The 302-nt window shown below is 61.6% G+C and carries 1 pseudogene; it reads right to left on the bottom strand.

Going from position 1 to position 302, the window contains the following annotated elements:
* Positions 1–119 (bottom strand): annotated as a pseudogene (locus KVT44_RS59750) (Type 1 glutamine amidotransferase-like domain-containing protein); the annotation flags it as partial.
* Between the last annotated feature and the right edge of the window lie 183 nt (positions 120–302).

The raw sequence follows: 302 nt of genomic DNA, 5'->3' as shown, positions 1-302 counted from the left end.
ACTGACGCCGTGGGAACGAACACGACGTTCGCCGATCCGAACGGCTTACCCAGCATGTCCCGCAGCGCATCCCGCAGTGTCTCGTTGCGCAGGCCACTCGCCGTCAACAGAAAGTTCATCGGGTGAGCCAAGCACGGCTGACGGGCGCGCGCAACGAACCCAGGATCCACCAATACCGTCATGGCATGGCCGCATCAGGAACAGGCACTGATCTTGTCTTTCAACCTCTGAGGCTGTCGCGCTCGATGATGCTGTCGGGTCGTCTGGTCGTTTTCCCGACGTCATAGCGGGTCGTGGGACGG

The organism is Streptomyces sp. GbtcB7 (assembly GCF_019091445.1).
Classification (GTDB): Bacteria; Actinomycetota; Actinomycetes; order Streptomycetales; family Streptomycetaceae; genus Streptomyces; species Streptomyces mirabilis.
The sequence above is the reverse complement of the archived record's forward strand: the minus strand, read 5'-3'. Positions and strand labels throughout refer to the sequence as shown.